Origin of the sequence: Pseudomonas sp. TH15, from assembly GCF_016651105.1 — a bacterium.
Lineage (GTDB): Bacteria > Pseudomonadota > Gammaproteobacteria > Pseudomonadales > Pseudomonadaceae > Aquipseudomonas.
On sequence record NZ_JAEKEL010000001.1, the window covers coordinates 3,878,778 to 3,904,445 of the forward strand.

Consider the following 25,668-nt stretch of genomic DNA (forward strand, 5'->3'; position numbering starts at 1 on the left):
CTTTTTTATGCTGATGAGCTTCGTGGGTATTTTTGTCGGGCGTGGACCAGCGTCAGTATTTTGATGCGCCCATTCACTCGATAGACCAGCAGATAGTTTGAATTAACTACCATTTCCCGGGTACCTGGCGCTCGACCGGATCTGTAACCATAGGGAATTGATGAAAGCCTTTGCGTTGCTGTACCAACCTTGTGTTGCAGAGCCGCTGAAGCGTTTGAGTTGTGTTGTTCGACGTAATCGATGATGTCAGCCAGATCGTCCAGAGCCTGATCGCTCCATTCAAGCGGCAGCGTGTCGATTCTTGCGTCTCTCTTCTAATAATTGGTCGAGCAACACCATAGCTTCCTCGTGAGGTATGCCCGGACTAGGATCATCCAGTGCAGCCTGCACCTTGGCACGAAACCAGCGATCGTAGCTCTCGGCCTCTTCTTCGGATTCGAAGTCAGAGTAAAACGGGGAAAGTAATAGGCTCATAGTGATCTCCGTGATCAATCTCAGCAGTCTAAGGAGGATGTGGCTCGCTGTCGTCACTGGCAAGACGAGGGGGCCAGTATCCCGAAGCGCTGGCGCAAAAGATGTCAGACGCTTCTTTCCCTCAACGAGGAATTCCAATCGGCTTTGTAGGCTCGGTCATAACCGCCTGTAGGAGCTGCCGCAGGCTGCGATCTTTTGATCTTGCTTCTCAAAAACACAATCAAAAGATCGCAGCCTGCGGCAGCTCCTACAGGGGGCCGCGGAGGTTAGAAGGCGTAGGGGATGCTGACCTTCGCCCAGAGCATGTCGCCCTCCGGACGGTTCTCGACATCAAACTCCCTGGCCCAGCGAATCTCGGCGCTGGCGTACTTGAGGAAGGTCAGGTGCAGCGCCGGGCCGATGGCGAACACCTGGCCGCGCACGCCGTCGTTCACGTCTTCGCCGTTGAACTGCACGGTGCGGCCGAACTGTTTATCGTCGGTGGTTTGCTTCAAGTAGTAGCCGTTGACCCCGAGCATCAGGTCGTCGGTGATCTTGTAGCTGGCGGAATAGTCGAAGTGGAAAATCTGCCCCGATTTGTAATCGGTGTCCTTGTTCTTCTCGTTGAAGCTGTACGTCGTCTTCATCGATACCTCGGTGTTGTCCGTCGGCAGCCAGGTGAAGGAAAACAGCGGCTTGTAGGTGTAGAAATTGTTGCTGGTATTGGCCAGGCGATCAGAGCTGTATTCGCCGGTCGGTACGGTGACTTCCACGGCGGCACCGAGGGTCAGGTTTTTACCCATGTCCCAGAGAATGATCGGCGCAACGGTGGTGTCGCCCATGCCTTCACGGGTGTCATGCAAGCCGAACACCGAGACTTCCTGCTTGAGCCAGGGTTGCGCGATGTAACCGGCTAACCGTCCACCGAATACGTGCAGCGGGCTCAGGTAGTCCAGGCGCGGGATCACGGCGGTGGATTCGATATCGACATCCGGCACCTTGCCGCCGAGGGAACTGATATGGAATTTGGTGGATTTGTAATGGTTGTAGTAGACGTTGAACGCCACCATGTTGTCCGGAAGGCTGTTCACATCCAGCGGCAGCATGAAAAAACCGTCGGTGCCAGGGCCGATATTGTCCACGCCGGCCTCGGTGGCCAAGGCCTGCAAGTGAATGGCGAACACGCCGGCCAGGCTGACGGCCAGTCGCAAGCAGAATGTCGTGCGGGTCGGGTTCATGGGTGTACTCATTATTATTGTTAGGGAGGCACCGCCGGCCGCGCGGGCCGTTGCATAGAAATAAGCGGTTCGGGCCTTGGCGGGCAGGGTATTGGCGGCCACATAGGGGGACTTCTGCGGACAGTCGTCAAACCCTGTGCTAACTTTCCTCGACATAACCGGTAACAAAAATAAGAATTCAGCTTGATCCGGGATGTCTTGCCCCATGCCAATGAAAGTCGTCGACCCTACCTACGAACTGGCGCTGGTTTCGCCATTCCTGTTGCAAACCCTGGCCGAAGTCGCCGAGCTCAAAGGGGTCAATCCCGAGAGCCTTTGCCGGGGGCTGGGCTTCACCCTTGAAGATCTCCAGGACCCGGCGCAGCGTATTTCCTACCGCCAGGCCGTGGCGATGATCCAGCGCGCGCTCAAGGTCTTGCCCAATCGCGGGCTGGGCTTGTGGGTTGGCGCGCAGAACGTGCTTGGCACCCTGGGGCTGCTCGGGCATGTGTTGTCGCTGTGCAAGACCCTGCGCGATGCGTTTGAGCTGGGCATCCGCCATCAACACACCTCCGGCGGCATCGTGGTGTCGAGCGTGGAGGAGGCGGGCGATCGGGTGTTTGTCGATATCGAATGCCGCTTGCCGTTTACCGAGGTGCAGTTGTTTGCGGTGGAGGAGTTTTTCGCCAGCCTGCTGGTGTACGGACGGGCGTTGGTCGGGGCCGATTTCAAGCCGATGGCGGTGGAGTTCGTCCATGCCGCGCCGGATTACGTCGCCGAATATGAGCGTTTACTCGGGCCGGACGTGCGTTTTGGTTGCCTGCAAAACCGCATGGTGATCGCCGCTCACTGGCTGGACGTGCGACTGCCCAACCATCACTCGCTGGCGTTGCGTCAGGCCGTCAAGTTGCTGGAGCTGGAAGCGGCGCAGGTTCACCAGAAAATTGATCTGATTCAAGCCGTGGAGCGGGCGATTGCCCGGGACCTGACCCAAGGCAGCCACATCGAAAAGATTGCCGGCGACCTGAACATGAGCAGCCGCACCTTGCGCCGACGCCTGACCGAACATGCCCTGACCTTCGAAACCTTGCTGGAACAAGTGCGCCAGGCGCGGACCCTGAGCCTGTTGGCCAATCCCGAAATGTCGATCGAGCGGATCACCGAGGAGGTCGGCTACAGCGATGTGCGCAGCTTTCGCCGGGCGTTCAAGCGCTGGACCGGGATGAGCCCGAGTGCGTGGCGCCATGACGCAAACCCTCACCCCAGCCCTCTCCCAGAGGGAGAGGGGGCCGACCGAGGTGTCTTGCGAGTTACATCGACCTGAAAGATTACGTCGATTATGGACTTGAGAGAGTGAAGGCCGACCGAGGTGTCTTGCGAGTTACATCGACCTGAAAGATTGCGTCGATTATGGACTTGAGAGAGTGAAGGCCGACCGAGGTGTCTTGCGAGTCACATCGACCTGAAAGATTACGTCGATTATGGACTTGAGAGAATGAAGGCCGACCGAGGTGTCTTGCGAGTTGCATCGACCTGAAAGATTGCGTCGATTATAGACTTGAGAGAATGAAGGCCGACCGAGGTGTCTTGCGAGTTACATCGACCTGAAAGATTGCGTCGATTGTGGACTTGAGAGAATGAAGGCCGACCGAGGCGTCTTGCGAGTTACATCGACCTGAAAGATTACGTCGATTATGGACTTGAGAGAATGAAGGCCGACCGAGGTGTCTTGCGAGTTACATCGACCTGAAAGATTGCGTCGATTGTGGACTTGAGAGAATGAAGGCCGACCGAGGTGTTTTGCGAGTTACATCGACCTGAAAGATTGCGTCGATTATGGACTTGAGAGAGTGAAGGCCGACCGAGGTGTCTTGCGAGTTACATCGACCTGAAAGATTGCGTCGATTATGGACTTGAGAGAGTGAAGGCCGACCGAGGTGTCTTGCGAGTTACATCGACCTGAAAGATTACGTCGATTATGGACTTGAGAGAGTGAAGGCCGACCGAGGTGTCTTGAGTCATGCACTGACCTGAAATTATGGATTCACGGATGCGCGTCCAAGACGGTGTAGATCTCTAATATCCCCCATCCAGTTCCCTCTCCCTCCGGGAGAGGGCTAGGGTGAGGGGCTTTTGACTTCCATCCAAACCCCCACAAATCCTCCGGCCACAGGTAAACTTCGCGCTTCTTTCTAAAGGAGTTCATATGAGTTACTACCAGCCGGGCATTCTCGCCACCCCTGTTCCGCCTCAAGCCCGTCATATGTTCTTCGCCCTCGAATCCGTCGCCGCACTGCCGGCCGCGCTCGACAACTTGATGCAACTGGTGGACGGCAAGTCGGCGGTGGTCGGTTTCGGTGAATCCCTGGTCAAGGCCCTGCACGGTCAGGTCGAAGGCCTGCGAGCGTTCCCGGCCATGACCGGCGTCGGCGTCGACAACCCGTCGACCCAACACGCCCTCTGGTGCTGGTTGCACGGTGTTGACCGTGGCGAGTTGCTCAATCGCAGCACCGCCATCGAAGCCGCGCTGGCCCCGGCGTTTCGCCTGGTGCAGATGAACGAAACCTTCCGCCACCTCACCGGCCATGACCTGACCGGTTACGAAGACGGCACTGAAAACCCTCACGATGAAGCCGCCGTAGCCGCCGCACTGGTCGGCGACGGCGCTGACGGCATGGTGGGTGGCAGCTTCGCCGCGATTCAGCAGTGGCAGCATGACTTGAAGGGCTTCAACGCCATGCCGTCCCATGAAAAGGACAACATCATGGGCCGGCGCCTGAGCGACAACGAAGAACTCGATGACGCGCCAATCTCTGCTCACGTCAAACGCACCGCCCAGGAAAGCTTCGCCCCCGAAGCCTTCGTGGTGCGCCGCTCGATGCCGTGGATCGAAGGCCATCGCGCCGGTTTGATGTTCCTTGCGTTCGGCTTCTCCCTCGACGCCTTCGAAGCGCAACTGCGGCGCATGAGCGGTCTGGAAGACGGCATCACGGATGGTTTGTATCGCATGAGTCGTCCGATCACCGGCGGCTACTACTGGTGCCCGCCGCTCAAGGACGGTCATCTGGACCTGCGCGCTTTGCGCATTGGCTAAACACATCAAGGAGTGAGTATGAACGTGGTGCGCTGGGGCATGATTGGTTGTGGGGATGTCACCGAACGCAAGAGCGGGCCGGCGTTCTACAAAGCGCCCGGTTCGGCGCTGGTGGCGGTGATGGGGCGACGGCTGGAGGTCGTGAGCGATTACGCCACACGCCACGGTATCGCCCGGGTCTACACCGATGCCGAGTCGCTGATCAACGATCCCGAGGTGGACGCGGTGTACATCGCCACTCCCCCCGACAGTCACCACGTTTATGCCCTGATGGTTGCTGCCGCCGGCAAACATTGCTGCGTCGAAAAACCGATGTCGCTGAATGCCAGGCAAAGTCGAGAAATGCAGCAGGTGTTCAGCGCTGCCAGTTTGCACTTGTTCGTTTCCTACTACCGACGTTCGTTGCCGCGCTTTCAGCAAGTGCGGCAATGGCTGGAAGAAGGGCGGGTCGGCGAGGTTCGGCACCTGACCTGGACGCTGACCAAGGCTGCTTCACCGGCGGATTTGGGTGGCTCGGATAACTGGCGCACTGATCCTGTGATTGCCGGTGGTGGTTATTTTGCCGACCTGGCCAGCCATGGTTTCGACCTGTTTCAGTACTTGCTCGGCGATATCAATGAAGTCGCCGGTTTTACTGCGCGGCAAGCCGGGTTGTATGCGGCTGAAGATGCCGTTACCGCCAGTTGGCGCTTTGTTTCGGGTGCCACGGGCATGGGTTGCTGGAACTTTGTGGCGGATCGGCGTGAGGATCGGGTCGAGGTGATTGGCAGTAAGGGCCGGATCAGCTTTTCGGTGTTTGATGAGCATCCTGTGGTGCTCGAAGCCGACGAAACCCTCAGCCTGAACATCGATCATCCTGAACACATCCAGTGGCATCACGTGCTGGGGATGAATGCGCATATCCGTGGTGAAGCGCAGCATCCGGCGGTGGCCGGCGAAGCGTTGAAGACGGATTGGGTGATGGACCAGATCCTCAAGCGCCAATGACCTTCGTAGGAGCAAAGCTTGCTCGCGAAAGCGGTGTATCAGATTGCATCCTGAGTAACTGACAGGCCGCCTTCGCGAGCAAGCTTTGCTCCTACGAAGGGCGGGTGTATCTAAGGTTATGCCCATTCGGTATTTCTCAAACTTGTCATAACGTCTCTAAGATCACGTCATAACTCGTTATAACAAGTGATCTCAGATGACCGATAACGTTCTCTCCCTAAGCAGCGTTCCACTGCACACTCAACTGCGCGACGTACTCCGCGCCCGCATCCTCGACGGCGAATATCCGCAAGACAGCCAGATGCCGTCCGAAAGCGAGCTCGGTGCGTTGTTCAAAGTCAGCCGCATCACCGTGCGCCAGGCCCTCGGCGATCTGCAAAAAGAAGGGCTGATCTTCAAGATTCACGGCAAAGGCACCTTCGTTGCCAAGCCCAAGACGTTCCAGAACGTCAGCACCCTGCAAGGCCTGGCCGAGTCCATGACCGGTCGCGGCTACGAGGTGATCAACCGCCTGCGCAGCTTCAAATTCATCGCCGCCGACAAACTGGTCGCCGAACGCTTGCAGGTCGCCGAAGGTGAAACCGTGGCGCAGATCAAACGCGTACGGCTGATCAACCGTGAACCGATCTCGCTGGAAATCACCTACCTGCCAAAAGCCATCGGCGAGCGGTTGGAGAAGGCTGACCTGGTCACCCGCGACATCTTCCTGATCCTCGAAAACGACTGCGGACTGGCCCTCGGACATGCCGATTTGGCCATCGACGCTGTGCTGGCCGATAGCGACCTGACCCAGGCTCTGAACGTCGAACCCGGCTCGCCGATCATGCGCATCGAGCGCCTGACCCACGACGCCAGCGGCCAGCCCGTGGACTTCGAACACCTTTACTACCGCGGCGATGCCTTCCAGTACCGCTTGCGGATCGACCGGCAAAAAGGGGATCAGGCATGACTCGCAACTCCATGACTAGAGCCACTTTGGAACAGGAATACGACATCGTCGTGATCGGCGGCGGTACCGCAGGTCCCATGGCGGCGATCAAGGCCAAGGAACGCAATCGCGATCTGCGGGTGTTGCTGATCGACAAGGCCAACGTCAAACGCAGTGGCGCGATCAGCATGGGCATGGACGGGTTGAACAACGCGATCATTCCCGGCCACTCGACGCCGGAGCAGTACACCAAGGAAATCACCATCGCCAATGACGGCATCGTCAATCAGGCAGCGGTGTACGCCTACGCGACCCACAGCTTTGAAACCATCGAGCAACTGGACCGCTGGGGCGTGAAGTTCGAGAAGGACGAAACCGGCGACTACGCGGTGAAAAAGGTCCACCACATGGGCGCCTACGTGCTGCCGATGCCGGAAGGGCACGACATCAAAAAAGTCCTGTATCGCCAGTTGAAACGGGCGCGGGTCAGTATCACCAATCGGCTGGTCTGCACCCGGTTGCTGACGGATGAAGAGGGCGCAGTCAACGGCGTGATGGGCTTCGATTGCCGCACCGCCGACTTCCATGTGATCAAGGCCAAAGCCGTGATCCTGTGCTGCGGCGCGGCCGGGCGTCTGGGTTTGCCGTCCTCGGGTTACCTGATGGGCACCTACGAAAACCCGACCAACGCCGGTGACGGTTACGCGATGGCGTATCACGCCGGCGCGGAGCTGGCGAACCTCGAATGCTTCCAGATCAACCCGTTGATCAAGGATTACAACGGCCCGGCCTGCGCCTACGTCACCGGCCCATTGGGTGGCTACACCGCCAACAACAAGGGCGAGCGCTTTATCGAGTGCGACTACTGGAGCGGCCAGATGATGTGGGAGTTCCACCAGGAACTCGAAAGCGGCAACGGCCCGGTGTTCCTCAAGCTCGATCACCTGGCCGAGGAAACCATCCAGAACATCGAAGAGATCTTGCACAGCAACGAGCGCCCGAGTCGCGGCCAGTTCCACGCCAATCGTGGCACTGACTACCGAACGCAAATGGTCGAGATGCACATCTCGGAGATCGGCTTTTGCAGCGGGCATTCGGCGTCTGGCGTGTGGGTCAACGAGCGGGCGGAGACGTCGGTGAAGGGTTTGTATTCGGCGGGTGATATGGCGGCGGTGCCGCACAACTACATGCTCGGCGCGTTCACGTATGGCTGGTTTGCCGGCACCAACGCGGCGGATTTCGTGGCCGGGCGCGAATTTTCAGCCGTCGATGCCCAGCAGATAGAGACGGAAAAACAACGGGTCTACGCACCACTGGATCGCGAACATGGTCTGCCGCGAGCGCAAGTCGAATACAAGCTGCGGCGTTTTGTGAATGACTACCTGCAACCGCCGAAAGTGACGAAGAAGATGCAAATCGGCCTGCAACGCTTCAGCGATATCCAGCGCGACCTCGATCAGATCAAGGCCCACAACGCCCACGAACTGATGCGCGCGATGGAAGTCAGCATGATCCGCGACTGCGCCGAGATGGCCGCCCGGGCCTCGTTGTTTCGCGCCGAAAGTCGCTGGGGGCTTTACCACTACCGGGTTGACCACCCGCAACGTAACGACAGCGACTGGTTTTGCCATTGCCACCTGAAGAAGGGCGACGACGGCCAGATGACCAGTTTCAAGAAAGCCGTCGAGCCTTACATCATCCCGCTCGATGCCGAAGAAATGCAGGCCTACGACCGGCTGCGGGTCGGCGCGTTTGCGGCCTGACGCCTAAACCAAGAGAGCACCAAGAGAGTCCGAACCATGGCCTATCAACCCCAGGAAATCTTCTTCCGCTCCAACGCGCCAGTCACGGTCGATGAAGACCTGTGCATCGCCCACAAAGGCTGCACCGTGTGCGTCGACGTCTGCCCGATGGACCTGCTGGCGATCAACCCGGCCACGCAAAAGGCCTACATGGCGTTCGACGAATGCTGGTACTGCATGCCCTGTGAAAAGGACTGCCCGACCGGGGCGGTGAAAGTAGAGATCCCGTACCTGTTGCGCTGAAACACAGTTCCAATGTGGGAGCGAGCGTGCTCGCGAAGAGGCCAGCCCAAACGCCCAAGAAGCCATCCGGCAACCACCGGACGCCAGATTCCAAACACCCCTCGTTTCCCACCACGCCCTGATCGTGGCGGAGACGAATATCCAATAATGATTCGAGGGGATTCACCCATGTCTTTGCAAACATTGCTGCGTGCAGCATTAGCCGGTCTGGTACTGGCCTCATTCACCTTCTCCGCGCAAGCGGAAACCATCCGCATTGCCATCGGCACCCAGGACACCACCATCAATTGCGCCGCAGGCGGTCTGTTGATCCGCGAGCTTGGCCTGCTGGATAAATACCTGCCCCACGATGGCCAATACAAAGACGCCAACTATGAAGTGGAGTGGAAGAACTTCACCAGCGGCGCGCCTCTGACTAACGAGATGGTCGCCGGCAAGCTCGACTTCGGCGCCATGGCCGATTTCCCCGGCGCGTTCAATGGCGTGGCGTTCGAAACCGCCGGCAAGCACAGCCTGTTTATCAGCGTGCTCTCGGGCAGCATCAAGGGCAGCGGCAACGGCATCGTGGTGCCGAGCGCGTCGGGCGTGCAGTCGCTGGCGGAGTTGAAGGGCAAGACCATTTCCGTGCCGTTCGCTTCCACCGCCCACGGCATGTTGCTGCGTGCCGTGGCAGCCCAGGGTTGGGACCCGCTCAAGGACGTGAACATCATCGCCCAGCCGCCGGAAGTTGCCGGTTCGGCGTTGCAGGCCGGGAAAATCGACGCCCACGCCGACTTCGTGCCGTTCGCTGAACTGTTCCCGAGTCGTGGTTTTGCTCGCAAGATTTATGACGGCGCCCAGGCCAACGCGCCGACGTTCCATGGCGCTTTGGTTGATCAGGCCTACGCCAAAAAGTATCCGGAAATCGTCGTCGCTTACCTGCGGGCGAGCATTGAGGCGAATCAACTGCTGGCCGCAGAACCGGAGAAGTACAGCGAGCTGATCGCCAAAGTCACCGGAGTCGATGCCGAGGTGAATTACCTGTTCCACGGTCCACTGGGCGTGCAGACCCGCGACCTGAGCTGGAAGCCGGAATACCGTCAGGCGGTGGGTACGGCTATCGATACCCTCAAGCTGCTGAAAAAGGCTGATCGCGGGCTCGATCTCAATACGTTTATTGACGATCAATACATTCGCGCCGCGTTCAAGGCTTCGAACCTCGATTACACCGCGCAATTGGCCAACTACGCGCAGGCGCCGCTCAAAGCAGTGGATGCGTCGAGCGGCAAAGCCATCAGCGATTTCAGCCATGTGGCGGAGATTTGGGTGCGCGGTGAGCCGAAAGTCCGGCAGTACGCCTCGGCGGAGTCGGCGTTCACCGCGTTGGCTGCCCTGAAGCAGGACGGCAAAAACATCCGCGCCGTGTATGCCCAGGCGAGTGACAGCGGGATCAAGTTGCTGGCAGATCAGGCGTGGTTTGCCAGTGACGCGAAAGGCCGGCTCAGTGCGTTCCTGCTCAAGGGCCAGGCCCAACAATTCGCCACGGCCCAGGGCGGCAAAGTCTTCGACTTCACCGACGCCACCACCCAGACATTCGCTGTGCGCTAAACACAGATCAAAAGCCCCTCACCCTAGCCCTCTCCCAGAGGGAGAGGGGACTGAACGAGGTGTTTGGGCGAGGTACGCCGACTTGAAATACCGAGTCGAACTCAGGTTTGAAAAGCATGAGGATGGGGTCGTTATTGAGTCGAACTCAGGTTTTGAAAAGCATGAGGATGGGGTCGTTATTGAGCCGACCCCAGGTTTTGAAAAGCATGAAGATCGGCTCCTTCTTGAGCCGAACTCAGGTTTGAAAGGCATGAAGATTGGCTCCTTCTTGAGCCGAACGCAGGTTTTGAAAAGCACGAATATCGGCTCCCTTTCCCCCTCGCCCCCTTGGGGGAGAGGGCTGGGGTGAGGGGGTAAATCTCAGCCATCACACAGATCCAGAACTGGAAACCCGATCCATGAAATCATCCTCCTTACGCTGGACATCAAGAGCCGCCTCACTGCTGCTCTGCCTTTTATTCTGGCAACTTGCAGCGAGCGGTCATTGGAACCTTGGCCTGGTCACCTTCGCCAACGTTCCGACCCCATTGGCCGTGATCCACGCCGCCCTCGGCCTCGGTGACTCCGGCAAACTTGCCCAGCACCTGAGCAGCAGCCTCAGCCGGGTCTTCGCCGGTTACCTCGCGGCGCTGATCATCGGCATCGCCCTGGGCCTGGCTATCGGCCGCTCGAAGTGGGCCGAGGACTTGCTGCTGCCGCCTCTGGAAGTATTAAGACCTATCCCGGCTGTCGCCTGGATTCCCCTGGCGATCCTGATGTTTCCCTCGTCAGAACTGTCGATGGTCTTCATCACCTTCACCGGCGCGCTGTTCCCGATCCTGCTCAACACCGTGCACGGCGTCGAAGGGGTTGACCCTCGACTGATCGCGTCAGCGAAAAGCCTCGGGGCCGGGCGTCGGGCGATCTTGCTGGAAGTGATCCTGCCTGGCGCCGCGCCCAGCATCATCACCGGCCTGGCCATCGGCATGGGCACTTCGTGGTTCTGCCTGGTGACCGCCGAAATGATCTCCGGCCAGTACGGCATCGGCTATTACACCTGGGAGTCCTACACCATCCAGAACTACGCCGACATCGTCGTCGGCATGTTGCTGATCGGCCTGCTCGGGATGGGCAGCAGCCTGCTGATCAAGCGTCTGGGCGGGCTGTTCACACCTTGGCATCGACCACGAGGAAAAGCCTGATGAGCATCTTTCAACACCCGGAAGGGCGAATCGAGATTCGCGGTTTGTCGATCAGCCTGGGGGAGGGCCGCGCGGCGTTTGAAGCCGTTCAAGGCCTGGATTGCCAAATTGAAGCGGGGCAATTCGTCTGCATTCTCGGGCCGTCGGGTTGTGGAAAATCCACCTTGCTCGGCGCCTTGGCCGGACACCTGCAACCCCGCGCTGGCACGCTGAATGTCGATGGGGCGCCTATCGATGGCCCGTCCCCGCAACGCGGCATGGTGTTCCAGCACCACACGCTGTTCCCTTGGCGCACGGTGCGCGACAACGTCGCTTTCGGCCTGAAAATGCGCGGCATCGGCAAAGCCGAGCGCCATAAAGCCGCCGATGAAATCCTTGCGTTAGTGGGGTTGGAAGGCTTTGCCGAACGCTGGCCGGATCAGCTCTCCGGTGGCATGCAGCAACGGGTCGAAATCGCCCGGGTGCTGATCAACCGCCCACGGCTGTTGCTGATGGACGAACCCTTCGGCGCCCTCGACGCCCTGACCCGGCTGAACATGCAGGAACTGTTACTGGACATCTGGACGCGAATTCGCACCACCGTGGTGTTCGTCACCCATGACATCGACGAGGCGTTGTTCCTCGCTGATCGCCTGCTGGTGATGAGTTCGCGGCCGGGGCGAATCATCGAGGATCTGCGCCTGGACTTCCCCCGTCCACGCACCACCGAACTGGTGACAAGCCACGAATTTTCCCGCTTGAAGCGTCATTGCCTCGAGTTGCTGCGTCACGAGGACGGTCGGCAGTTACCTCGCCTGAATCCCCTCGGACTTCCCCCTGAAAACAAACTGCCGCGGTTTGCCCTATGACCTCTCTCTTCGATGTAACCGATAACGACGACATCCTTGCCCTGCAACCGCGTCTGACCGACGACGACCCCGGCGTGCGCCGCATCGCGCTGATCGAACTGGCTGATCTTGAAGAACCGGACGGTTTGCTCTGGCTGGTCGATCGCCTGGCTGAAGACCCGACCGAAGAAGTCCGCGCCGAAGCCGCACGGCTGCTGGAAGCCTGGGAGGATGAACCGGTGGTTGAAGCGTTGTGCCAGGCGCTGACCGATCCCTCGTTGGCCGTGCAAGCTGCCGCCGCGCAGAGCCTCAGCCTGCTCAAGAGTGAAGCCGCGGGCCGGGTGATTCTGCCGTGGACCGGGCATGCCGAGGTTAACGTGCGCATCGCCGCATTCAGGGCCTTGCGCGAGTTGCGGTTCCCCGATGCCGCCGGCGCTGCGTTGGTCGCTTTAAACGATAAAGATGCAAGCGTGCGCCGTGAAGCCGTCGGCGTGCTCGGCTGGCTCAAGCAACTCGATGCCTTGCCAGCCTTGGCCAGACTGGCCAGCGCCGACCCGGACACTGAAGTCCGCCGCGCCGCCACCGGCGCCCTCGGCCTGGCGTCCGACATTCAAGTACTGCCGGCGCTGCGCCAGGCGTTGCAGGACCACGCCTGGCAAGTACGCGAAGAAGCCGCCACCACGCTGGGCAAGGTCGGCCACACTGACGCCGGTCCGGCGCTGGTGGAAGCCTTGAGCGACGATTATTGGCAAGTCCGCTTGCGCGCCACCCGCAGCCTCGGCCGCTTGCGCTATGCCCCGGCCCTGGACGCGCTGATCGACACCCTCGGTCACCGCATCAGCAACCTGCGCAAGGAAGCGGCGCTGGCGTTGGGCGAGTTGAATGATCGCCAAGCCATCGCCGCATTGCTGGCCGCCCAGGATGATGGCGACCCGGAAGTGCGCAAAGCGGTGCGGATTGCCTTGAGTCAGTTGCAATGAACCCGCTGGCCGTCGGTAACTCCCAGAACAAACAGCAACTGCGGTTGAACTGGCCGGATGGGCGCGAACAGTTGCTGGATCACGCCGAGTTACGCCGTCAATGTCCGTGCTCCCAATGTCGGGCGTTTCGGTTGCAAGGCCTGACGGTAAAAGTCGATTCACGCATCCGCGTGGTCGAGTTGAATCCCCAGGGTTACGGCCTGCAACTGATCTTCAGCGACGGCCACGAACGCGGCATCTACCCGTGGCCCTACCTGGAAAACCTCAATTCTTAGATTCACCACCACTCCCTTGTAGGAGCAGAGCTTGCTCGCGAAGGCGGTGTGTCTGCCAACATCCAGGGTGACTGACCTGGCGCCTTCGCGAGCAAGCTCTGCTCCTACAAGAGATTGTATTGCGGGTTATTGCGCGGCAGTCATTGCAGGTCGGCAGCTGTGGAAGATATCCAGCCCCGGCTGATACAGCGAGGTCTTCACCTCAAACAACCCCAGCACCGAATGAAACAGATTGTCATGGCTCAGATCCGCCTGCCCGGTCTTGCCTTGCAGACAACCGCGATCAATCCCTTCACTCGCCAACGTGCCATTGCCAAACCACATCACCATCGGCACATGGGTTTGCGCTTCAGGCGCCAGCGCATACGGCGCCGCATGCAGATACAGGCCGTTCTCGCCCAATGATTCGCCGTGGTCGGAGACATACACCATCGAGGTATCCAGCGAATCCTGATTGCGCTTGAGCAGTTCAACCACCTTGGCGAGGAAATGGTCGGTATACAGAATGGTGTTGTCGTACACGTTGACCAGTTCATCACGGCTGCAACTGCCCAACTGGTTGGTGTGGCAGATCGGTTTGAAACGTTCCATGTCTTGCGGATAGCGCTCGTAGTACTCGGGGCCGTGGCTGCCGTCGGCGTGCAGGACGATGATCGCGTGGCCCTTGAGGCTGTCGATGTAGCTTTGCAGGTCGGCCAGCAAAGCTTCGTCGAGGCAGTTGTTGCCATCGCAGAACGGCCCCGGCTGATTCTTCGCGATGTCACGGTGCGGCACGCGCAGGCAGGTGCCTTTGCAGTCGCTGTTGTTGTCCAGCCAAAGCACCTGCACGCCGGCACGCTGGAGAATGTCGAGCAGGCCTTCGTAGGTCTTGCCTTTCTTGTCGCTGTAATCCTCGCGCGGGAACATCGAGAACATGCACGGTACCGACACCGCCGTCGACGTGCCGCAGGAGTGCACTTGGGTGAAATTGAGGATGTCCAGTTTGCTCAGTTCAGGATTGGTCTCGCGCGCATAACCGTTCAGCGAAAAATGATCGGCACGCGCGGTTTCACCGACCACGAAGACCATCAGCGATTTTTTCTCGCGGTTCGCAGCCTTGGCGCTCATCACCGCGTCTTCGCCGATGGCTTGCACCACGAAGTGCTTTTTGATGCCCAGGCGTTGCTTGGTGTATTTGCTGATCGCGTAGATGTAGTTGGTCGGGTTGATGAAGTGGGTGAGCTTGTCTTCTTCGCGGAAAATCGGCGCGTACGTCGAATAGAACGCGCCTACCGAAGCGCCGATCACCAGCACGCAGGCGACGATCACCAGAATCTTGTTGAGCAGCCCGCGAAAGAACGGCCGATAGCGCACCGGCCAACGCCAGATCAGCGCGGCTGGCAGTACACCGAGCAGCAGCACGTAGGCCAGCAGTTTGCCGTTGAACAGCGCGGTGGTTTCAGATGGGTTGGTTTCGAAAACGTTCTGAATCATCACCGTGTCGATGGTGATCCCGTATTCGTTCATGAAATAGGCGGCGCAGGCCGAGAGCAGGGCGACCACGCTGAGCGCCGGTTTCAGCGTCCAGCGAAACGACACCAGGGTCAGCAGCAGCGTGATGGCGGCCCATAGAAACAGCCCGAAAGAAGCGAAAAACGCCACTTTGTGCGGGCCTTGCAGGGTGATCAGCGTCCCTAGCGCCTTCCAGGTCGCCAAGTTGTATAACGCCACCAGTGCCAGGGAAAACAGCAGCACCAGTCGGGTAGATGTGATGGACGGTAAACGCAGTCCGTTGCCCAAAGCCATTCTTGTTCTTCCTCTACGCAAATAGAAAACACACACGGTTACGCGTGTAACTGTAGAAGAACATTGGTAAAAATTCCGTAAACATCCCGTAACAAATACCCACCCCCTGTAGGATCAGATTAGGTCTGGGTCAGAGGGATTTGCTGATGCTCGCCACCACCGTCGCGGTGCACACATCGCCATAACCCCAATTGCTGATGCACTGGCTTTGCGACAGGTCAGTATCGATGTAGCTCAAGCCCAACATCATCCCGGCCAGTTCATGGCTCAGCTTCACTTCCCATTCGTGGTACGCGTCCTCGGCATGGCCGTCAGACGAGTACAAGCGCGGGTCCTTGAAGTCCATTTCGCCGTAGCGCAGTTTCAGGCCCAGCCCATAAGGCAATTCGGTTTCGTAGCCTACGTAGCTGTACAACGTGCTCTGCTTGCTGTCGATGCCCGGCGCATCCGCCGAGTAATAAGCCCCGAGTTTCACCCCGTAGGCACTGAGAATTCCGTACACCTCGCTCTGGTTGAACTGGCTCTCTTTCGGATAAGCATATTTGAGATAGCCAACATCCAGACTCACCGCATCGGTCGCCTGCCACAGCCAACCGGCGTAGTAATCCAGTTCCTGGCGAGTTTTCAGGCCGCCGCCGAAATCCACGTTCGAACTCCACACGCCCACATACAAACCGCTGCTGTGGGCCAGGGTGGTGCCGGCCTGCACGGCAGGGTCGTTCAGGGTTTGCGAGATGCCGCGAGTTCGATAGTCGCTGGCCAGGGTCAGGTCCACTTGCACGGAAAAATCATCATTCAAGGGGATGGCCTGGCTGCTCAAGGGCAATAAGCTCAAGGATCCGAGGGCGAACAAGGTGAAAGCTTTCATGGGTCAGTGCCTTTGTTTTGATTGTTTTGGGCAGAGGGCGGGCAAAGCTGCGCCACACCCCGGCGACTGTCGCGGGGGCGGGCAGCAAAGATTTTTCTTATAAGGTTGGTGCGTAGACTTCGCGACCGGCGAACCAGGTTTGCAGCACTTGGGTGTCGTGCAGGGCTTTGTTGTCGACGCTGAACACATCGCGGTCCAATACGATGAAATCAGCCTGCTTGCCGGCACTCAACGAGCCGATCTGCTTCTCCAACCCAATGGTGCGAGCGGCGTTGAGGGTGTAGGCGTAGAACATCGTTTCCCGGTCGAGACGTTCATCGGCGTTTAGCACGCCCAGCGGGCCGACTCGGGTGATGGCTTGAGCCATGGCATTAAAGGGATTCGGCGAGGACACCGGCCAGTCGCTGGCCCCGGCAATGGTTGCGCCCTGTTTCAGCAGCGAGTGCGCCGGGTATTGATAACGGAAGGCCAGGGCGCTGACGTAGGGCTTGATCATGTCCAGCGTGTAGTCGTCGGCGGTGGCCCACAGCAGTTGCATCGAGGCGATCACGTTCAGCGGTTTGAAGCGCGCGAACTCCTTCGGGTTGACCATTTGCAGGTGCGTGATCGAGTGAGTGATGCCGCTCTGACGATCCTTGCGCGCCTGCTCGATGCCGTTCAGGGATTCGCGCACCGCGCGGTCGCCAATCGCGTGGATGTGCACCAGCCAGCCACGCTTGTCGATGGCGCTGACCAGTTCGCCGAAATGCTTCGGATCAATCAGCAACTCACCCTGTTTATGCGAGTTGGTGTAAGGGTCGATCATTGCCGCGCTCTGCGCCGGGTATTCGATCACGCCGTCGGCGAAGATCTTGATCCCCGGCAACGTCAGGTTGGGGATGCCCTGGAATTGCTGGCGGACCTTGTCCAGGGTGTCGAGATCGGCCGGTACGCTTTTTGGATTGGCCACCAGCAGGGCGGCGACGTGAACGCTCATGTTGCCGGTCTCGGACAGCGCTTTATAGGCTGGCAGCACGCCGACGGTTTTTTCCGTGGGTTTGAGCGCGAACACTGGCTCGCCCGGCGCAGCGTTGGCGGCAGGGTCCATCCACGCGGTGATGCCGAGGCTGTTGTTGTAACGCATGGCAGATTGCGCGGCTTTGAGCATGTCGGCGGCGCTCGGCACCGGCATTTTCGAGGCCACACGGTCCCAACCGGCGTCCACCAGGAAGCCATTGGGGCGGCCATCGGCGGTTTTGCCGATCGTGTCTTTCTCGGCATCCGGCAGGGTTTTCAGCAGCGCGGCATCAATGCCCGCGCGCGCCAGCATCACATTGTTGGCCCACGCGGTGTGGTGGTCGCTGCCGGTGAACACCACCGGCACCGTGGCCCATTCGCCGCTGTTGAATTTCTTGTCGAAGGCTTCTGCCTGCGCCCAGTAAGCCGAGCTCATGCCGGCCACGCTTAGTACATCGCCATGCTTGGCCTTGCCGTCGTCACGCCAGCCGCGCAGGCGTTTTTCCAGTTCATCGAGGTCGACCATCTCGTCTTCCATGTTGGCCGAGACCATTTCCAGGCCACCGAAAATCGCGTGGGAATGGCTGTCGATCAGGCCGGGCATCAGGGTCTTACCGCCGAGGTCGACGACTTTTGTGCCGGATTCAATCAAGGCTTTGATCTGCGCATCCGTGCCGACTTTCAGCACCTTGCCGTTTTCCACCGCCAAGGCCTGCACCTGCGGTTGGGCGCGGTCAGCGGTGAAAATCTTGCCGTTGAGCAGCACCAGGTCGGTGGCTGCCATGGCTTCCATCGAGGCAAAACTAACCGCGGCCACCAATAGATTCGGGAGGAATCTTTTCATTGAACATTTCCTTGTTATTGCGTCTGATGGCCAGATTAGTGGCTGCTCAGCCACAGCAGAACGCCTCCCTCACGAAAAACGTTTTTGCCGGAATAGAAAAAGCATGGACAAGTTGGGTGCATTAAAAATGTTCGTGGTCACCGCGCAGCTCGGTAGTTTCAGCCGCGCCGCCGAGCAATTGGGCAAGACTCCGTCGGCCCTGACCAAAGCGGTCAATCACCTCGAAGCCGAACTCGGCGCCCGGCTGTTCGAGCGCAGCACCCGGCGGATTCTGCTGACGGAAGTGGGGCGGCTTTACCTGGAAACTGCGCGTCAGGTGTTGCAGCGGTTGGAGGAGGCCGGCGAGGAAGTCGAGCAAATGCAGCATGGCTTGCGCGGCAGCCTGAAAATCACCGCGCCGCTGGCGTACGGACAGGCGTTTCTTGATCAAGTGTGTGGCGGTTTTCTCGAGCAATACCCGCAGATCAACCTGCAAGTTGACCTGTGCGATGAGTTCGTCAATCTGCTGGAAAGCGGCTATGACCTGGCCCTGCGCGAAGGTCACGACAACTTGCCGGGGTTGATCGCCCGGGTCGTCGGCAGTAATCGCCTGGCGCTCTGCGGCAGCCCGGCCTATCTGGCGCGCAAGGGCTTGTCGGTCACGCCGCAAACCCTTGATCAGCACGAATGGCTGTTGTATCGCCACCCGTTGCTCAGCCGCGAATTCTGGTGGGCCGAGCGTGACGGCCAGCGCTTGAGCCTGCCGCAACCGCAGTCGCCACGGTTGCGCAGTGACAATTACGACTTGCTGCTGGCCAATGCCCTGGCCGGGCGCGGCTTGCTGCACACGCCGTTGTGGAGCGCCGCGCCGTACATCGCTGACGGGCGGTTGGTGCGGCTGATGGCCGACTACAACATCGACCCTGACAGCTTTGGCTCGCACATCCTGGCGGTGTACCCGAGCCATCGGCGGGCGACGGCCAAAGTGGTGGCGTTTATCGATTACATCGCGCAATTTCTGGCTGAGCTGGCGCCCCCTGTAGGAGCTGCCGAGTGAAACGAGGCTGCGATCTTTTGATGTTGTTTTTAAAGAGCAAGGTCAAAAGATCGCAGCCTCGTTTCTCTCGACAGCTCCTACCGGATTGACGGTTGTTGTCAGGAAAACCCGGAAAGAGTACAAATGTACTCCATGACGACTCTCACTCCCCGCCGTACCGCCATCCTGACTTTTATCCGTGATCGAATCGCGGAGCACGGTCAGTCCCCGAGCCTCGCTGAAATCAGCGAGGCCTTTGGTTTTGCCTCTCGCAGCGTGGCGCGCAAGCATGTGCTGGCGCTGACCGAAGCCGGTTTTATCGAGGTCAACCCGCATCAGGCCCGGGGCATTCGTTTGCTCGGGCAACCGGCGCGGCCCGAGTTGCTGGACATCCCGGTGCTCGGTCGGGTGGCGGCGGGGGCGCCGATTGGCGCGGATGCCGAGGTACACAGCCGTTTGCTGTTCGACCCGTCGATCTTCTCCCGGGTACCGGACTACATGCTGCGGGTCCAGGGCGACTCGATGATCGAGGACGGCATTCTCGACGGCGATCTGGTGGGCGTGCATCGCAACCCGGAGGCGCTCAACGGCCAGATCGTGGTGGCGCGGCTCGACGGCGAAGTCACCATCAAACGCTTCGAACGGATCGGCGACACGGTGCGGTTGCTGCCGCGCAACCCAGCCTATAAACCGATCATTGTCGAAGCCGATCAGGACCTGGCTATCGAAGGGGTGTTCTGCGGTCTGGTGAGGCAAGGGTGATGGGCGCCGTCGTTGCGCTGGATACGCTGTTCAATGGCGGCCAGGTCTGGAAGGGCCGGCCTGCGCCCCCGGCCGTCAGCCCGCAACCCACCGGGCATGCCGCGCTGGATGCGGCGCTGCCGACCGGGGGCTGGCCGGAAGCGGCGTTGACCGAAATCCTGTTGGCCGGGCAGGGCGTCGGCGAGTTGCAACTGGTGTGGCCAGCGCTGGCGCGGTTGTCGGCGGCGGGCGAGCGCATCGTGCTGATCGCGCCGCCGTATGTGCCGTACCCTCAGGCCTGGCAGAACGCCGGGGTCGATCTGCGCCAGTTATCGATCATCCAGGCCCGCGAGCGCGATGCGCTGTGGGCGGCGGAGCAATGCCTGCGTTCCGGCAGTTGCGGCGCGGTGCTCTGTTGGCCACGCAAGGCCGATGACCGGGCGCTGCGGCGTTTGCAGGTGGCGGCGGAAACCGGCTCGACCCTGGCGTTTGCCTATCGCTCGATGGCCGAAGCAGTCAATCCTTCGCCGGCGGCCCTGCGCATTGCCATCGACGCCAAGCCTGCGCAGTTGCGGGTATTGAAGTGTCGGGGCGGACTGGCCCGTACGGCGCCGATTGCCTTTGCCATGGGACATTGAGGTTGCCATGCGCTGGGTCTGCATTCTTTTTCCGCAACTGGCGCTGGACGCGGTCCTGCGTCAACGCCCCGATCCCGATGAGCCGTTGGCGCTGCTGACCGGCCCGGCCCAGCGCCGCGTGTTGCAAGCGGTCAATGGCCCGGCCCGGGCGCTCGGCTTGCGCCCCGGCCAATCCATGGCCGCCGCCCAAGCCTTGAGCAAAGGCTTTGTCACGGCTGAATACGATGCCGCCGAGATAGAACACTGGCAGCAGTTTCTCGCCGCTTGGGCCTATCGCTTCAGTTCCCAGGTCAGCGTGCATTACCCCCGCGCCGTGGTGTTTGAAATCGAATCGAGCCTGGGTCTGTTCGGTGCCTGGCCGCAGTTCGAAGCACGCTTGCGCACCGAACTCACCGAACTGGGCTTTCGCCACCGGATTGTCGCCGCACCCAACCCGGTGGCGGCGCGGGTGCTGGCCAACGTTTATGACGGCTTGGTGGTGCCGGACGATCAAGCCTTGCGCTATCACCTGGGGCAATTACCCGTGGACCGCATCGCCCTGGAGCCGACGGTGTCCACAGCGTTATCACGTATGGGCCTGCGCACCTTGAGCCAAGTGCAAGCGCTGCCTAGGCATACCCTGGCCCGGCGTTTCGAGGCTCAGGTGCTCAAGCATCTGGACGCGTTGCTCGGTTTGCGGCACCTGGCCCTGGCGTTCTACCTGCCGCCGGACCGCTTCGATGTGCGCATTGAGCTCAACTTCGATGTGCAGTCTCATCAGGCGCTGCTGTTTCCATTGCGCCGGCTGACGGGTGATCTGTCGGCGTTCCTCTGTGGCCGAGACAGCGGCGTGCAGCGTTTCGACTTGCACCTGGAACACGCCGGGTTGCCGGACACGCTGATCAAGGTCGGGCTGCTCAGCGCCGAGCGCGATCCGGCGATGCTCTTTGAACTGGCCCGTGGCCGACTGGAACAGGTGCAGGTCGAGGCCCCGGTACGCGGTTTTCGCCTGCGCGCCGAAGACCTGCCGAGTTTCGTGCCCCAACGCCAGGAACTGTTCGACGACCGTCCGCAGCAGTCCTTGCCCTGGGAGCAACTGCGCGAACGCCTGCGGGCACGGCTCGGCGATGAAGCGGTGCAGGGTTTGCGCTTTCAGGCCGATCACCGCCCCGAATGTGCATGGCAGACCACAGTCGACAATCAATTCTGCGGCGGGCTGCCGGGGGTGCAACGGCCGGGCTGGCTGCTGACCGAACCATTGGCGGTGCACGAAGGTTCGGCGCGCATCCTCATGGGCCCGGAACGCATCGAGTCCGGCTGGTGGGATGGCGCCGATGTGCGCCGCGATTATTACCTGATCCAGACCCGTGCCGGCCAACAGGGCTGGGCCTACCGAGTGGTGGGCGAGGGCGGCCCGTTGTGGCTGCAAGGCTGGTTTGCATGAGCGTCGAGTATGCCGAACTGCATTGCCTGTCGAACTTCAGTTTCCAGCGTGGGGCGTCCAGTGCTCTGGAGTTGTTTCAACGGGCGAAGCAACAGGGTTATCAGGCGCTGGCGATCACTGATGAATGCACCTTGGCCGGCATCGTCCGCGCCTGGCAAGCGGCCAAGTCTGTGGAACTGCCGCTGATCATCGGCAGCGAAATACGCATCGAAGACGGGCCGAAACTGGTGCTGCTGGTGGAAAACCTCGAGGGCTATCAAACGTTGTGCCGGCTGATCACCCGCGCCCGGCGTCGCACGCAAAAAGGCCAGTACCAAGTGCTGCGCGAGGACTTCGACGAACCGCTGTCGGGCTTGTTGGTGCTGTGGGTGCCTGATTCGGTGGATCAGGTGCAAGAGGGCCGCTGGCTGAAGCAGACCTTCGGCGAGCAACTGTGGCTGGCGGTGCAATTGCATTGCGGGCAGGACGATCAGCGACGGTTGGCGGCGTTGTTGAGTCTGGCTGCTGAGCTGGGAATGACAGCGGTAGCGAGCGGCGATGTGCACATGCACGCCCGTGGCCGGCGGGCATTGCAGGACACCATGACCGCGATCCGCCATCACCTGCCGGTGGCCGCCGCCGGGTTGCGCCTGCACCCCAATGGCGAGCGGCATCTGCGCAGCCTCGAAGTGTTGCGTGAACTGTATCCGGCGGCCTTGCTGGAAGAGTCGGTGAATCTGGCCCGGCGCTGCACTTTCGACCTCGGCCAGTTGCGTTATCAATACCCTCGGGAGCTGGTGCCGGAAGGTCAAACAGCGACTTCCTGGCTGCGTCATTTGACCGAAGAAGGTATCCAGTGGCGCTGGGAAAAAGCGCCGAAAGCCGAAGTGCTGATTCAGATCGATAAGGAACTGGAGCTGATCGCCGAGTTGGGCTACGAAAGCTATTTTCTGACGGTGCATGACATCGTGCGCTTCGCCCGCGAGCAAAAAATTCTCTGCCAGGGGCGGGGTTCGGCGGCCAACTCGGCGGTGTGTTATGCCTTGGGGATCACGGAAATCGATCCGGATCGCACCACGCTGCTGTTCGAACGCTTTCTCTCCAAGGAGCGCAACGAGCCTCCAGACATCGACGTGGATTTCGAGCACGAACGCCGCGAAGAAGTCTTGCAGTACGTGTTTAAGCGCTATGGTCGCACCCGCGCCGCACTGACGGCGGTGGTCAGCACTTACCATGCGGCCGGCGCGGTGCGCGATGTGGCCAAGGCGTTGGGCCTGCCGCCGGATCAGGTCAATGCGCTGGCCGATTGCTGTGGCCACTGGAGTGACAAGACCCCGCCGGTCGAGCGCCTGCTTGAAGGCGGCTTTGACCCCGAGAGCCCGGTGTTGCATCGGGTCTTGAGCCTGACCGGGCAGTTGATCGGCTTCCCCCGGCACCTGTCCCAACACCCTGGCGGTTTCGTGATTTCCGAGCAGCCGCTGGACAGCCTGGTGCCGGTGGAAAACGCCGCCATGGCCGAGCGCACGATCATCCAGTGGGACAAGGACGACCTAGACGCGGTCGGCTTGCTCAAGGTCGATATCCTTGCGCTGGGCATGCTCAGCGCGATTCGCCGATGTTTCGATCTGCTGCGCCGTCACCGCAACCTTGACCTGAGCCTGGCGACGATTCCGTCCGAAGACGCGCCGACCTACGAAATGATTGGCCGTGCGGACACCATCGGTGTGTTCCAGATCGAGTCCCGGGCGCAGATGTCGATGTTGCCCCGGCTCAAACCGGTGAATTTCTATGACCTGGTGATCGAGGTGGCGATTGTCCGTCCGGGGCCGATTCAGGGCGGCATGGTGCATCCGTACCTGCGCCGTCGAAACAAGGAAGAACCCGAGGTCTATCCCTCCCCGGAACTGGAAACCGTGCTCAAGCGCACCCTTGGCGTGCCGCTGTTCCAAGAGCAGGTGATGCAGATCGCCATCGTCGCCGCCGACTACAGCCCCGGCGAGGCCGATCAGTTGCGCCGTTCCATGGCGGCCTGGAAACGTCACGGCGGGCTGGAACCGCACAAGGAGCGTCTGGCCGCCGGGATGAAGAAAAACGGTTACACAGCAGAATTCGCCGCGCAGATCTTCGAGCAGATCAAAGGCTTCGGCAGCTACGGTTTCCCCGAATCCCACGCCGCCAGTTTCGCCTTGCTGACTTACGCCAGTTGCTGGCTCAAATGCCACGAACCGGCAGCCTTCGCCTGTGCGCTGATCAACAGTTGGCCGATGGGCTTCTACAGCCCGGACCAGATTCTGCAGGACGCCCGCCGGCATCATTTGCAGATTCGCCCGGTGGACGTGCGCGCCAGCGATTGGGATTGCAGCCTGGAACCGATCACCGGGGCGCAACCGGCGATCCGCATGGGCTTGCGGATGATCAAGGGGTTTCGCGAAGACGATGCCCGACGCATCGAGGGCGCACGGTCGAGGGGTGTATTTACCGACATCGCCGATCTGGGCGAACGGGCGCAACTCGATGCCCGCGCCCAGGAACAATTGGCCGATGCCGGCGCCTTGCGCGGTTTGGCCGGTGACCGCCATCGGGCGCGCTGGGAGGTGGCGGGCGTGCAGAAACAACTCGGGTTGTTCGCCGGGTTGCCGCGTCAGGAAGAGCCCGAGGTGTCGCTGCCCAAACCCACCGTGGGCGAAGACCTGCAGGCCGATTACGCGGCGGTTGGCACCACCCTCGGCCCGCATCCGCTGGCGTTATTGCGCGCCGAGTTGAAGGCCCGGCGTTGCCGCAGCTCGAAGGAATTGCTCGACGTCGAGCATGGCCGGCCCGTCAGCGTCGCCGGACTGGTGACCGGCCGCCAACGACCGGGCACCGCCAGCGGCGTGACTTTCGTCACCCTTGAGGACGAGTTTGGCAATGTCAACGTGGTGGTCTGGCGCGACCTGGCCGAACGGCAGCGCCAGGTGTTGGTGGGTTCGCAATTGCTCAAGGTCGATGGCCGTTGGGAGCGGGAAGGTGAGGTGCGGCACCTGATTGCCGGACGGCTGAGCGACCTGAGCCCGTTGCTCGACGGCATCAGCGTGCGCAGCCGGGATTTCCATTAGCGCACTCCGATCGTCTCCACGCTCTGCGTGGTAACACCTCCCGTGGCTGCATACCTACGCAGAGCGTATGAATGATCATCCTGTAGGAGCTGAGCTTGCTCGCGAAAGCGGTCTGTCGGTTAGGAATAGTTACCTGACACAGCGCTTTCGCGGGCAAGCCTTGCTCCTACAAGATGGGCGTCGATCGTTCCCACGCAGAATGTGTGAATGATCATCCTGTAGGAGCTGAGCTTGCTCGCGAAAGCGGTCTGTCGGTTAGGAATGAGTTGCCTGACAAAGCGCCTTCGCGGGCAAGCCTTGCTCCTACAAGGTGGGCGTCGATCGTTCCCACGCAGAATGTGTGAATGATCGTCCTGTAGGAGCTGAGCTTGCTCGCGAAAGCGGTCTGTCGGTCAAGAATGAGTTGCCTGACACCGCGCCTTCGCGGGCAAGCCTTGCTCCTACAAGGTGGGCGTCAGTCAGCCCTGATCGTTCCCACGCAGAATGTGTGAATGATCATCCTGTAGGAGCTGAGCTTGCTCGCGAAAGCGGTCTGTCGGTTAGGAATGAGTTGCCTGACACAGCGCTTTCGCGGGCAAGCCTTGCTCCTACAAAGGTTGGTCAATGATATGGCGTCAAAAATTATTTAACGCTGTTCGACATAGTGGCACTTTGTCATAATGCCGCCCCTTTTCCGCTCCCCACCACGTTGCCGTGCCGGGATACCCCTG

23 protein-coding genes are annotated in these 25,668 nt (G+C 60.3%); 17 read left to right on the forward strand and 6 right to left on the reverse strand.

Translation table 11 applies throughout. The annotated features are described in order from the left end of the window. Positions 1-5 precede the first annotated feature (5 nt). The 3 genes from JFT87_RS17370 to JFT87_RS17380 all read right to left on the reverse strand — a co-directional run bounded on the left by JFT87_RS17370 (position 6) and on the right by JFT87_RS17380 (position 1,691). Positions 6-299, reverse strand: a complete 294-nt coding sequence (locus JFT87_RS17370) for a type II toxin-antitoxin system RelE/ParE family toxin (protein WP_342367193.1) — start codon at positions 297-299, stop codon at positions 6-8. Continuing rightward, complete coding sequence (gene relB / locus JFT87_RS17375) at positions 280-474, reverse strand: type II toxin-antitoxin system RelB family antitoxin (RefSeq protein ID WP_201203144.1); 195 nt, start codon at positions 472-474, stop codon at positions 280-282. Before relB ends, JFT87_RS17370 begins: the two co-directional genes overlap by 20 nt. 266 nt (positions 475-740) lie before the next feature. After that, positions 741-1,691, reverse strand: coding sequence for a SphA family protein (locus JFT87_RS17380; protein WP_201203145.1), 951 nt, complete (start codon positions 1,689-1,691; stop codon positions 741-743). 205 nt (positions 1,692-1,896) lie between these two features. Between JFT87_RS17380 and JFT87_RS17385 the strand changes: the two genes are divergently transcribed. The 12 genes from JFT87_RS17385 (at position 1,897) to JFT87_RS17440 (ending at position 13,574) form a co-directional block, all read left to right on the forward strand. Continuing rightward, positions 1,897-2,994, forward strand: coding sequence for an AraC family transcriptional regulator (locus JFT87_RS17385; RefSeq protein ID WP_201203146.1), 1,098 nt, complete (start codon positions 1,897-1,899; stop codon positions 2,992-2,994). Positions 2,995-3,876: 882 nt separating this feature from the next. Continuing rightward, the gene (locus JFT87_RS17390; protein WP_201203147.1) at positions 3,877-4,764 is read left to right on the forward strand and encodes a Dyp-type peroxidase; all 888 of its coding nucleotides are present in this window, start codon (positions 3,877-3,879) and stop codon (positions 4,762-4,764) included. A gap of 18 nt (positions 4,765-4,782) precedes the next feature. Continuing rightward, entirely contained in the window at positions 4,783-5,751 is a 969-nt protein-coding gene (locus JFT87_RS17395) for a Gfo/Idh/MocA family protein (RefSeq protein WP_201203148.1), read from the forward strand. Positions 5,752-5,947: 196 nt separating this feature from the next. Continuing rightward, complete coding sequence (locus tag JFT87_RS17400) at positions 5,948-6,700, forward strand: GntR family transcriptional regulator (protein WP_201203149.1); 753 nt, start codon at positions 5,948-5,950, stop codon at positions 6,698-6,700. An 11-nt stretch (positions 6,701-6,711) separates the two neighbouring features. After that, entirely contained in the window at positions 6,712-8,442 is a 1,731-nt protein-coding gene (locus tag JFT87_RS17405; protein ID WP_201203150.1) for a fumarate reductase/succinate dehydrogenase flavoprotein subunit, read from the forward strand. A 36-nt stretch (positions 8,443-8,478) separates the two neighbouring features. Next, on the forward strand, positions 8,479-8,724 hold the full coding sequence (locus tag JFT87_RS17410) for a 4Fe-4S dicluster domain-containing protein (RefSeq protein ID WP_007946457.1): 246 nt from the start codon (positions 8,479-8,481) through the stop codon (positions 8,722-8,724). Between the two features lie 168 nt (positions 8,725-8,892). Continuing rightward, positions 8,893-10,311 (forward strand): ABC transporter substrate-binding protein, encoded by a 1,419-nt coding sequence (locus tag JFT87_RS17415; protein WP_201203156.1) that lies wholly within the window; start codon positions 8,893-8,895, stop codon positions 10,309-10,311. Positions 10,312-10,393: 82 nt separating this feature from the next. Beyond that, complete coding sequence (locus JFT87_RS17420; protein ID WP_201203158.1) at positions 10,394-10,660, forward strand: hypothetical protein; 267 nt, start codon at positions 10,394-10,396, stop codon at positions 10,658-10,660. A 49-nt stretch (positions 10,661-10,709) separates the two neighbouring features. Beyond that, positions 10,710-11,492, forward strand: a complete 783-nt coding sequence (locus JFT87_RS17425) for an ABC transporter permease (protein ID WP_201203160.1) — start codon at positions 10,710-10,712, stop codon at positions 11,490-11,492. After that, positions 11,492-12,340, forward strand: a complete 849-nt coding sequence (locus tag JFT87_RS17430) for an ABC transporter ATP-binding protein (protein ID WP_201203162.1) — start codon at positions 11,492-11,494, stop codon at positions 12,338-12,340. The genes JFT87_RS17425 and JFT87_RS17430 overlap by 1 nt, the downstream gene beginning before the upstream one ends. Further along, positions 12,337-13,299: a HEAT repeat domain-containing protein gene (locus JFT87_RS17435; protein ID WP_201203164.1), complete on the forward strand. Its 963-nt coding sequence runs from the start codon at positions 12,337-12,339 to the stop codon at positions 13,297-13,299. Before JFT87_RS17430 ends, JFT87_RS17435 begins: the two co-directional genes overlap by 4 nt. Further along, positions 13,296-13,574 (forward strand): DUF971 domain-containing protein, encoded by a 279-nt coding sequence (locus JFT87_RS17440; RefSeq protein WP_201203165.1) that lies wholly within the window; start codon positions 13,296-13,298, stop codon positions 13,572-13,574. Before JFT87_RS17435 ends, JFT87_RS17440 begins: the two co-directional genes overlap by 4 nt. A 126-nt stretch (positions 13,575-13,700) precedes the next feature. Here the strand turns inward: JFT87_RS17440 and JFT87_RS17445 are convergent, their stop codons facing one another. The 3 genes from JFT87_RS17445 to JFT87_RS17455 form a co-directional block, all read right to left on the reverse strand. Further along, positions 13,701-15,359, reverse strand: coding sequence for a phosphoethanolamine transferase (locus tag JFT87_RS17445; protein ID WP_201203167.1), 1,659 nt, complete (start codon positions 15,357-15,359; stop codon positions 13,701-13,703). A 130-nt stretch (positions 15,360-15,489) separates the two neighbouring features. Further along, positions 15,490-16,227, reverse strand: a complete 738-nt coding sequence (locus tag JFT87_RS17450; RefSeq protein ID WP_201203169.1) for a TorF family putative porin — start codon at positions 16,225-16,227, stop codon at positions 15,490-15,492. 97 nt (positions 16,228-16,324) lie between these two features. Next, positions 16,325-18,067, reverse strand: a complete 1,743-nt coding sequence (locus JFT87_RS17455) for an amidohydrolase (protein ID WP_201203171.1) — start codon at positions 18,065-18,067, stop codon at positions 16,325-16,327. Between the two features lie 103 nt (positions 18,068-18,170). Here JFT87_RS17455 and JFT87_RS17460 point away from each other — a divergent pair, with 103 nt between their 5' ends. From JFT87_RS17460 to JFT87_RS17480, 5 genes are all read left to right on the forward strand, one after another. Further along, a complete protein-coding gene (locus tag JFT87_RS17460) occupies positions 18,171-19,103 on the forward strand; it encodes a LysR family transcriptional regulator (protein ID WP_201203178.1) in 933 nt (310 codons plus the stop codon). A gap of 123 nt (positions 19,104-19,226) precedes the next feature. Beyond that, a complete protein-coding gene (gene lexA, locus JFT87_RS17465; RefSeq protein WP_201203179.1) occupies positions 19,227-19,844 on the forward strand; it encodes a transcriptional repressor LexA in 618 nt (205 codons plus the stop codon). Continuing rightward, positions 19,844-20,461: a translesion DNA synthesis-associated protein ImuA gene (gene imuA, locus JFT87_RS17470; RefSeq protein ID WP_201203181.1), complete on the forward strand. Its 618-nt coding sequence runs from the start codon at positions 19,844-19,846 to the stop codon at positions 20,459-20,461. Before lexA ends, imuA begins: the two co-directional genes overlap by 1 nt. A 7-nt stretch (positions 20,462-20,468) precedes the next feature. Continuing rightward, entirely contained in the window at positions 20,469-21,884 is a 1,416-nt protein-coding gene (locus JFT87_RS17475; RefSeq protein WP_201203183.1) for a Y-family DNA polymerase, read from the forward strand. Then, positions 21,881-24,958, forward strand: coding sequence for an error-prone DNA polymerase (locus tag JFT87_RS17480; RefSeq protein ID WP_201203185.1), 3,078 nt, complete (start codon positions 21,881-21,883; stop codon positions 24,956-24,958). The genes JFT87_RS17475 and JFT87_RS17480 overlap by 4 nt, the downstream gene beginning before the upstream one ends. Positions 24,959-25,668 lie beyond the last annotated feature (710 nt).

Excerpts from the sequence above, each read along its gene's own strand:
- JFT87_RS17480 (WP_201203185.1), top strand. The coding sequence starts at position 21,881 with ATGAGCGTCGAGTATGCCGAACTGCATTGCCTGTCGAACTTCAGTTTC.
- JFT87_RS17380 (WP_201203145.1), bottom strand. The coding sequence starts at position 1,691 with ATGAACCCGACCCGCACGACATTCTGCTTGCGACTGGCCGTCAGCCTG.
- JFT87_RS17385 (WP_201203146.1), top strand. The coding sequence starts at position 1,897 with ATGCCAATGAAAGTCGTCGACCCTACCTACGAACTGGCGCTGGTTTCG.
- JFT87_RS17395 (WP_201203148.1), top strand. The coding sequence starts at position 4,783 with ATGAACGTGGTGCGCTGGGGCATGATTGGTTGTGGGGATGTCACCGAA.
- JFT87_RS17410 (WP_007946457.1), top strand. The coding sequence starts at position 8,479 with ATGGCCTATCAACCCCAGGAAATCTTCTTCCGCTCCAACGCGCCAGTC.
- JFT87_RS17435 (WP_201203164.1), top strand. The coding sequence starts at position 12,337 with ATGACCTCTCTCTTCGATGTAACCGATAACGACGACATCCTTGCCCTG.
- JFT87_RS17475 (WP_201203183.1), top strand. The coding sequence starts at position 20,469 with ATGCGCTGGGTCTGCATTCTTTTTCCGCAACTGGCGCTGGACGCGGTC.
- JFT87_RS17460 (WP_201203178.1), top strand. The coding sequence starts at position 18,171 with ATGGACAAGTTGGGTGCATTAAAAATGTTCGTGGTCACCGCGCAGCTC.
- JFT87_RS17440 (WP_201203165.1), top strand. The coding sequence starts at position 13,296 with ATGAACCCGCTGGCCGTCGGTAACTCCCAGAACAAACAGCAACTGCGG.
- JFT87_RS17405 (WP_201203150.1), top strand. The coding sequence starts at position 6,712 with ATGACTAGAGCCACTTTGGAACAGGAATACGACATCGTCGTGATCGGC.
- imuA (WP_201203181.1), top strand. The coding sequence starts at position 19,844 with ATGGGCGCCGTCGTTGCGCTGGATACGCTGTTCAATGGCGGCCAGGTC.
- JFT87_RS17415 (WP_201203156.1), top strand. The coding sequence starts at position 8,893 with ATGTCTTTGCAAACATTGCTGCGTGCAGCATTAGCCGGTCTGGTACTG.
- relB (WP_201203144.1), bottom strand. The coding sequence starts at position 474 with ATGAGCCTATTACTTTCCCCGTTTTACTCTGACTTCGAATCCGAAGAA.
- JFT87_RS17455 (WP_201203171.1), bottom strand. The coding sequence starts at position 18,067 with ATGAAAAGATTCCTCCCGAATCTATTGGTGGCCGCGGTTAGTTTTGCC.
- lexA (WP_201203179.1), top strand. The coding sequence starts at position 19,227 with ATGTACTCCATGACGACTCTCACTCCCCGCCGTACCGCCATCCTGACT.
- JFT87_RS17450 (WP_201203169.1), bottom strand. The coding sequence starts at position 16,227 with ATGAAAGCTTTCACCTTGTTCGCCCTCGGATCCTTGAGCTTATTGCCC.
- JFT87_RS17445 (WP_201203167.1), bottom strand. The coding sequence starts at position 15,359 with ATGGCTTTGGGCAACGGACTGCGTTTACCGTCCATCACATCTACCCGA.
- JFT87_RS17430 (WP_201203162.1), top strand. The coding sequence starts at position 11,492 with ATGAGCATCTTTCAACACCCGGAAGGGCGAATCGAGATTCGCGGTTTG.
- JFT87_RS17425 (WP_201203160.1), top strand. The coding sequence starts at position 10,710 with ATGAAATCATCCTCCTTACGCTGGACATCAAGAGCCGCCTCACTGCTG.
- JFT87_RS17400 (WP_201203149.1), top strand. The coding sequence starts at position 5,948 with ATGACCGATAACGTTCTCTCCCTAAGCAGCGTTCCACTGCACACTCAA.
- JFT87_RS17390 (WP_201203147.1), top strand. The coding sequence starts at position 3,877 with ATGAGTTACTACCAGCCGGGCATTCTCGCCACCCCTGTTCCGCCTCAA.